The organism is Streptomyces sp. SID5910 (assembly GCF_009862125.1).
Classification (GTDB): domain Bacteria; phylum Actinomycetota; class Actinomycetes; order Streptomycetales; family Streptomycetaceae; genus Streptomyces.
Genome location: NZ_WWHX01000203.1, coordinates 1 through 6,449, shown reverse-complemented (window position 1 = coordinate 6,449; position 6,449 = coordinate 1). Strand labels below are relative to the sequence as shown.

The following is a 6,449-nucleotide window of genomic DNA, read 5'->3' as shown; positions in this document are numbered from 1 at the left end:
AAGCGCCCGGCAAGCAGTGGATGTATGCCGTCGTACGACTCCTGTGGATGATGCACGCTCTGCTGCAACCCGCGACCAGGAGTGCGTATTCCAGCTGTGGGCGTGCCATGCCCCGGGGGCTACCAGGTGTGGTGACCGACCTTCCCTCAGTCTTCGCCCCTGAGAACCTCGATGGCATCGACGGCGCTGCCGTCGTGGTCGCTCCCGGCGGTGCCGCGGCCGTTGTGTGTGCGGGCCGTGCGGTCGACCTCAAGGACCGAGTCGGTGACCACGCTGCCGATGCCGTGCCGGCGCCCAGCAGGGCCAGCGTCAGGAAGGTCGTCGTACGAGCCGGAGCACAGCGGCGCTCATACGCCCACGCCCGCACGCTCGGACCGCCGGTGGGCCATGTTGAGTTCCAGCAGACTGGTTGCCGCCCGTACGCCGATACCGTTCTCCTTGTCCACCACGGGCAGCCGACCGTCGGCCCGCCTGAGTTCGGCGAGCGCGGTGTCCATCGCCTCGTGCGCGGCGAACAGGCACGGGGTGCTGTAGATCGCGACGTCCACACCGAGTTCGGACAGCTCGGGCAGCGACAGGCGCGGGGACTTGCCGCCGGCGATCTGGTTGAACAGAAGCGGCTTGTCACCGACCACGTCGCGCACCCGGCGGATCCACTCCACGCTGCGGATCCCGTCGACGAGGATGACATCGGCGTCGGTGGCCGCGAGAGACTTCGCCCGGTTGAGGATGTCAGCCTCCTCGGTGGCGTCGGTGCGGGCCACCACGACCAGGTCCTGCCTGGTCGCCAGCACCTGTTCCAACTTGATGAGGTACTCGTCGAGCGGAAGGACCTGCTTGCCGTCGGCGTGCCCGCACCGGCGGGGCCGCTTCTGGTCCTCGAGGATCACGCCAGAGGCCCCGATGCGCTCCAGCTGCTCCACCACGTGACAGGCGACCTCGGGGTCGACGTAGCCGTCGTCGATGTCCACGAGCAGATGATGGGCCGGGAACGCGCCGCGCAGCCGCTGCGCGAAGGCGACCATGTCCGGCCAGGCGATGAAGCCGATGTCCGGCAGCCCGTAGTACGAGGCCGCGAAGCCAAAACCGGAGACGAACATCCCGTCGTAGTGCCCGGCCGCAATGGACGCGGAGTACATGTCGTACACCCCGATCAGCGGAGTGGTCTCCGGTCCGGCGATCTGCTCGCGCAGCTTCTTTCCATACGTCAAGGCATGACTCCTCAGGGTGGGGTGAGCCGCGCGGTTCCGCTCTCACCAAGCATCGGGCGGGCACGCGCACCGCAAAGGACCAGTGGGCGCGGATGAGCCCACGACACGTTGATCTTTGCCGGGACGAGAGGATCTCAAAGGCAACACAGAACGCCACCATCACGAACTGTCCACTCACTCCGTCAGCTCAGCACTTTCACCGCGGAAACGTTACGCAGGAGGCGTCGGCGAGGGCTGGAGAGCGCGCGGGAGTACGTGGGTGTCAGGCTGAGGCTCCCGATGCGGTCACCCCGCCCGCGTGAATCGCGCGGACGCTGGATCGGTGCATGCGCATGCCGCTCGGCAGGCAGGCAACTGACTGCGGTCCCTGCGGCTGTGCGTCCATGAGACGTGCCCGAAGACGGTGATGGGGCCGACGAACGTGCGACTGCCACGCGCCGGTGAGCACCTCGCCTCTGGAGGCGACGCTAGTGAGCCGAACCGCCATTCGGATGGAGGTGGAAGACCGCCTGGTGGTTCTCGCCCGCCTCCGACCACCTCCGGTGTCAGGGTCCTCGCATGGAGATCAGCTACGGGCCGGCCTCGGAAGCCTTCGGCCCGCGAGAACTACTTCGACAGGCGGTCCGCGCAGAGGCGGCCCCCCGACCCGGTGCGACTCTGCGCCGCCCTCGGCCGTCCGACGCCCTCTCCTGACCCCGTGGCACAGGACTCGGCCTGCCGCGGCATCGACCACGTCGGGGTCACCGTTCCCGACCTCGACGCGGCAACCGACTACTTCGTCCGCGCCCTGGGCGCCGAGGTGCTCTACGAAACGCTACGCCGTGAGGACGGGCCGAACGGCGGCGCAGATCTGGAACAACGGCTGGGCGTACCGCCCGGCAGCCGGCAGCGAGCGATCCGGATACTCGCCCTGCCTCACGGTCCAGGCTTGGAGCTCTTCGAGTTCGACGGACCGCGGCAGCGAGGCGCAGCGCTCCCCTGCGACCTCGGCTGGCAGCACCTCGCCGTCTACGTCGACGACCTCGACCGCGCCATCGCCCGTGTCGAAGAGGCCGGCGGACACGCACTGCCCGGACCGCACCCGCTGCCGGGCCCGGAGGCTGGCACACGCAACCGCATGGTTTATACACGCACACCATGGGGCAGCACACTGGAGCTGATCACCTACCCCGATCCGCAGCCCTACGAAGAGCACACGACGCTGCGACGCTACCGGCCCCCCAGAAAGAGCACCCATTCCTGACGCGGGATCCTGTCCCGACCGCACCCAACCATCACCGACGGACCGCCCAGGACAAGAACGCCTCGTCCGCGAAGACCGCCCCGGACCCGCAGCGAAGCCGTCCGACACCGGACCAGGACACCCTCACACCACCCATGACCTCACCGAAGACCCACCAACCGCCCCCCAACACCATCACCAAAGCCGGACGGGAGACCGCGGCCCGCCGCAGGATCGGACGCGATCCGCGCTGGCCGAGCAGTTCACCGCTTCCGCGTCGGCCACGCCACCACGAGAGCAGCAGCCAGGCTCCCAGGAACAACAGGAAGAAACCCGCAGCATGGCGACCGCATAGACCGCGGAGGTCAGGAATGGCGCCACCACGCCCGCCACCACGATCGGCAAGCCGGTGAACAGGTGCCGCTCGGGTGGCATCCGGTCCCAGGCGTCGAGGTCGATGACTCGAAAGGCGCCGGAGTGCGGGGCGGCCCCGCCTGTGCAGGGTCGCCCGGCGTGTACTCGTCGTCGGCGTCACCATCCCTTGGCCGGCAGCAGCATCTGGCCGTTGATGACGCTCTTTACATCTCCCCACACTCTGCTCGGGGATGGGACAGACCTGCGCCCACAGGCGGTGGCCTGCGGGCGGGTTTCTCAACGGAGGAGTCCGCGTCAGGTGGTGCGCAGGCCTTTCAGCATGCGGGTCAACGCGTCCTGAGCATTGGTCAGATCGCTGAGGTCGGTGGACGAGGCGAGCCAGAGGGCGGCCTCGTTCATGGCGCCTGACAGGAGTCTCACAAGAGGCTCGACGGGTTGGGGGGCGAAAACGCCGCGGTCGATGAGAGCGGTGAGGGCGTCGGCGAGGTGGCGGGCGGAAGCAGCTTCATCGAGGGCGCGCCACTCGTTCCAGCCGAGGACGGCGGGGCCGTCAAGGAGCATGATCCGCTGGATGTCGGGATCGGCGCCGGCGGCAAGGAAGGTGCGGCAACCGGCCAGGAGCTGGCCCCAGGGGTCGTCCTCGGTGTCGGCGGCGGCCGCGACGGCCTGGCCCACTTCTTGCTGGGTCTGTTCGAGGACGGCTCGGAAGAGTGCGGTCTTGCCGTCGAAGTGGTGGTAGAGCGCGCCCTTGGTAACTCCGGCGGCGCGAACGATCTCGGCGAGGCCGACGGCGGCGTACCCCTGGGTCGCGAACAGGCGCCTGCTCTCACGCAGCAGTGTCCGGCGGGTCTGTTCGCGTTGTTCGGCCCGGGTCATGGGCACCCCTTCCTTTGACATACCGACGGCATGTGAGTAGCCTGAATTTGACATACTGATGGTATGCGAAAGGGGTTCAGTCATGAGAATCACCAGCCTGTATCCGGTGATCTGTACGTCGAAGCTCCAGGAGTCGAGGCACTTCTACACCGAGTTCCTCGGTTTCGAGACGACCTTCGAGGCCGACTGGTACCTGAGCCTGCGGCGGCCCGGCACCCCCGCGTACGAGCTTGCGCTGCTGGACCACACCCATCCCACCCTTCCCGAGGCGTACCGTGCCCCAGTCCAGGGACTGCTGCTCAACTTCGAGGTCGAGGATGTCGACGCGGAGTGGGACCGGCTGGTCGTGCGGGGCGGTCTGCGGGCCGAACTGGGGCTTCGCAGCGAGGACTTCGGGCAGCGGCACTTCATTGTGGCCGACCCGAGCGGCGTCCTGATCGATGTGATCACCCCCATCCCCCCGACCGGTGAGTTCGCGGAGCAATACACCATTACCCAGGCCCCATAACAGCGGACCGAACCCTCCAGGGCGGACACAGCCCCGCGCACAGCACCACTGAAGACGCCGCGTCCGGCCGGGACTTCCACATCCGTCCGGCCGCCGAGGCTGCGCCTGAAGGTCTCCGATACCCACGCCGAACACCGGCCCGTGGTCGCCGTGCCTACGAAACCCGTCGCCGAGCCGGCCCGCGGCCTCCCCCTCGTCGCCGCCCTCACCGACGACCGGGGCGTCACCGACCGCCGCGGCATCCCCGGCAAGACGGTGCGGGCAACGGTAAGCACCACGTCGAGTGGCCGGCGGTCTTCAGCAGGCGCCCGGGACCGCGGGTGAGGAGAAGCCGCCCGCGACGACCGGCCGAGCGGCGGGCGGCTGCGCGTCAGGGCAGCCAGGAGTGCGGCGGGGCCGTTCGGCTCGGGCCAGGACGGTGGCGTTCGGGATCAGCGGCGCGCAGGTCTCGCAGACCTCTTCGACGCTCCACACGCGGCGCATGACCGGGTCGTGGCACAGGATCATCAGAACGGCGCCGGCGCAGTGCCTCTTGGTGTCGGGGTGGGCGCCGCAGTGGCACCAGGCGTTGGGGCGGACGGGGGCCGCCTTCGCGTGGGCGGGAGCGTGCCGGGCGACAAACGCGCGCAGCACGGTGAGGTTCTCGGAGCGGGCCGACATCCGGAGGTCGTGGATTCCAGGTGGTGCGTCGCCATCCTGCTCCAGTGTCCCGGCAGACGACCGGTATCCCAAGCCGGCTCTGCACTGTCCACGGACTCGCGGAAGCTCCGGTGAGTGATGTCCGTGGCGTGTGGTGGGATGACGAACCCTGCTGGGAGGCCAACGTGACGTCTTACCCGTCCCTGACTCGGGCCCTGGCCGAGACTCTTGTGGACGTCCTGTGGTTCATCGAGGGCAGCGAGGACGAGCAAATCGACCCCGACGACGCGGTCAAGGTGCTGGAGGGCGTCGCCCACCGAGTCACTTCGCTCTCCGATGCGCAGCGACATGAACTGGCCATGCTGGTCGGGGAGATGGCAGCCGCTGAGACCGACCCGTCTCGCCGCCAGTTCCTGAAGCAGTTCCCGGAAGGCTTCGGACTGGTCGATGACGCGCCCTGAGCACGCTGCCACACGCGCGGAGAGGGACGCAGCGAGCGCGGCCGCAGCGCGGATTCCGCTCGGTTAGTCGGTGGCCGCGGGCAGTGCCCCGTCTGATGACGGCCGCGCCGCGTGACGTCGTGGTGCGTGCGGCTAGGTCGGCGCGAGTTGTTCGTTGGCCGGCCTGGGAGATGTGCATGTCCTCGTTGGATGAGTTGCAGGCTCTGCTGGGCGAGCCTGATACCGGGCGTGCGGACCAGGACGGCTGGGACGAGGTCGAGCAGTACCTCGGTACACCCCTGCCCGGCGACTTCAGGGCGTTCGTAGGTCCCGTACGGCAGCGGGCTGGTCTGCGGCGAACTCGCTGTCTTTCATCATGCCGAGCATGTCCCGTACCCCTTCTACCCGGAGCCCGGAGGGCTGATCTCGTGGGGATACGACCTCAGCGGGGACGAGCTTCTTTCTGCCCTGCGACCCGGACCCGGACCGGTGGAAGGTCGTCACGATGGTTCATGAAGAGGGCTGCGTGACCTTCGACGTACGCTTCTCGACGTTCGTCCTCACGTTCGTGCGGCAACTGCTCGACGTGGACCGGCATCACGGCATCGACCCCGAAGCTCTGGAATACCTGGAACCGGAGGACCTCGAAGGATCGGAAAGCGGTGATGCCGTCAGCGTGTTGGTGTCCGTATCCTCCAGCGGGTGAGTCTGATCGAGGTAGGGCCGGGGCAGGTCGAGGTCGTCGTGCGGGGGCCGGGTGCGATGGCGCCCCGTGTCCGGCTGTTCGACTGGTCGCGTGCGGATGAGTACGAGTCGGCGTTCGCGGTGGAGGCCGTTGCCGACGGTGTGCGCGCACGGCTCGAGACCGTGACCGTCACCGCCTGGGACGACATGTGCGCGTTCTTCGATGCCCTCGCGCGTGACTTCCGCGGCTGGGAGGGAGAACGGGTCTGGAGCACCAACCACCTGACCGTGACAGCGGTCTTCGGCTCCGGCGGCCATGTGGATCTGGGATGGGCGCTTCGGCCCGGTCCCTTCTCCGGGGACTGGACGTGCACGGTGACGACCGTGATCGAGGCAGGTGAAGGGATGACGGCAGTCGCTGAAGACCTGCGGGCGTTCCTACATCAGGGATAGCCGCCCGGGCCGGTGGCCTCTCGTCTGCGGTTCAGCGGGCA

The 6,449-nt window shown here is 68.3% G+C and carries 9 protein-coding genes; 5 read left to right on the top strand and 4 right to left on the bottom strand.

Features of this window, described 5'->3' with window-relative positions; genetic code table 11:
* Nucleotides 1-146 precede the first annotated feature (146 nt).
* Together GTW67_RS38115 and GTW67_RS07270 are read right to left on the bottom strand one after the other, a co-directional pair.
* Nucleotides 147-272, bottom strand: a complete 126-nt coding sequence (locus GTW67_RS38115) for a hypothetical protein (RefSeq protein WP_272920470.1) — start codon at nucleotides 270-272, stop codon at nucleotides 147-149.
* A 75-nt stretch (nucleotides 273-347) separates the two neighbouring features.
* The gene (locus GTW67_RS07270) at nucleotides 348-1,211 is read right to left on the bottom strand and encodes an isocitrate lyase/PEP mutase family protein (protein WP_161163977.1); all 864 of its coding nucleotides are present in this window, start codon (nucleotides 1,209-1,211) and stop codon (nucleotides 348-350) included.
* Nucleotides 1,212-1,908: 697 nt separating this feature from the next.
* On the opposite strand from GTW67_RS07270, the gene GTW67_RS07265 reads away from it, so the two are divergent.
* Nucleotides 1,909-2,454, top strand: a complete 546-nt coding sequence (locus tag GTW67_RS07265; protein ID WP_161163976.1) for a VOC family protein — start codon at nucleotides 1,909-1,911, stop codon at nucleotides 2,452-2,454.
* A 648-nt stretch (nucleotides 2,455-3,102) separates the two neighbouring features.
* On the opposite strand, the gene GTW67_RS07260 is transcribed toward GTW67_RS07265, so the two are convergent.
* On the bottom strand, nucleotides 3,103-3,684 hold the full coding sequence (locus GTW67_RS07260; protein ID WP_237518719.1) for a TetR/AcrR family transcriptional regulator: 582 nt from the start codon (nucleotides 3,682-3,684) through the stop codon (nucleotides 3,103-3,105).
* 82 nt (nucleotides 3,685-3,766) lie between these two features.
* On the opposite strand from GTW67_RS07260, the gene GTW67_RS07255 reads away from it, so the two are divergent.
* Nucleotides 3,767-4,192 (top strand): VOC family protein, encoded by a 426-nt coding sequence (locus GTW67_RS07255; RefSeq protein ID WP_161163975.1) that lies wholly within the window; start codon nucleotides 3,767-3,769, stop codon nucleotides 4,190-4,192.
* A gap of 297 nt (nucleotides 4,193-4,489) precedes the next feature.
* On the opposite strand, the gene GTW67_RS07250 is transcribed toward GTW67_RS07255, so the two are convergent.
* On the bottom strand, nucleotides 4,490-4,852 hold the full coding sequence (locus GTW67_RS07250) for a hypothetical protein (RefSeq protein ID WP_202436922.1): 363 nt from the start codon (nucleotides 4,850-4,852) through the stop codon (nucleotides 4,490-4,492).
* 110 nt (nucleotides 4,853-4,962) lie between these two features.
* On the opposite strand from GTW67_RS07250, the gene GTW67_RS07245 reads away from it, so the two are divergent.
* The 3 genes from GTW67_RS07245 (at nucleotide 4,963) to GTW67_RS07235 (ending at nucleotide 6,408) form a co-directional block, all read left to right on the top strand.
* Nucleotides 4,963-5,292 carry a hypothetical protein gene (locus GTW67_RS07245; protein ID WP_346010587.1) on the top strand — a complete coding sequence of 110 codons (330 nt, stop codon included), beginning with the start codon at nucleotides 4,963-4,965 and terminating at the stop codon, nucleotides 5,290-5,292.
* 505 nt (nucleotides 5,293-5,797) lie between these two features.
* Complete coding sequence (locus GTW67_RS37535) at nucleotides 5,798-5,977, top strand: hypothetical protein (protein WP_237518718.1); 180 nt, start codon at nucleotides 5,798-5,800, stop codon at nucleotides 5,975-5,977.
* Nucleotides 5,974-6,408 (top strand): DUF6228 family protein, encoded by a 435-nt coding sequence (locus GTW67_RS07235; RefSeq protein WP_161163974.1) that lies wholly within the window; start codon nucleotides 5,974-5,976, stop codon nucleotides 6,406-6,408. The genes GTW67_RS37535 and GTW67_RS07235 overlap by 4 nt, the downstream gene beginning before the upstream one ends.
* Nucleotides 6,409-6,449 lie beyond the last annotated feature (41 nt).

What these genes read in the sequence shown, in the direction of transcription:
- GTW67_RS07255 (WP_161163975.1), top strand. Translation starts at nt 3,767, where the DNA reads ATGAGAATCACCAGCCTGTATCCGGTGATCTGTACGTCGAAGCTCCAG.
- GTW67_RS07250 (WP_202436922.1), bottom strand. Translation starts at nt 4,852, where the DNA reads ATGTCGGCCCGCTCCGAGAACCTCACCGTGCTGCGCGCGTTTGTCGCC.
- GTW67_RS07260 (WP_237518719.1), bottom strand. Translation starts at nt 3,684, where the DNA reads ATGACCCGGGCCGAACAACGCGAACAGACCCGCCGGACACTGCTGCGT.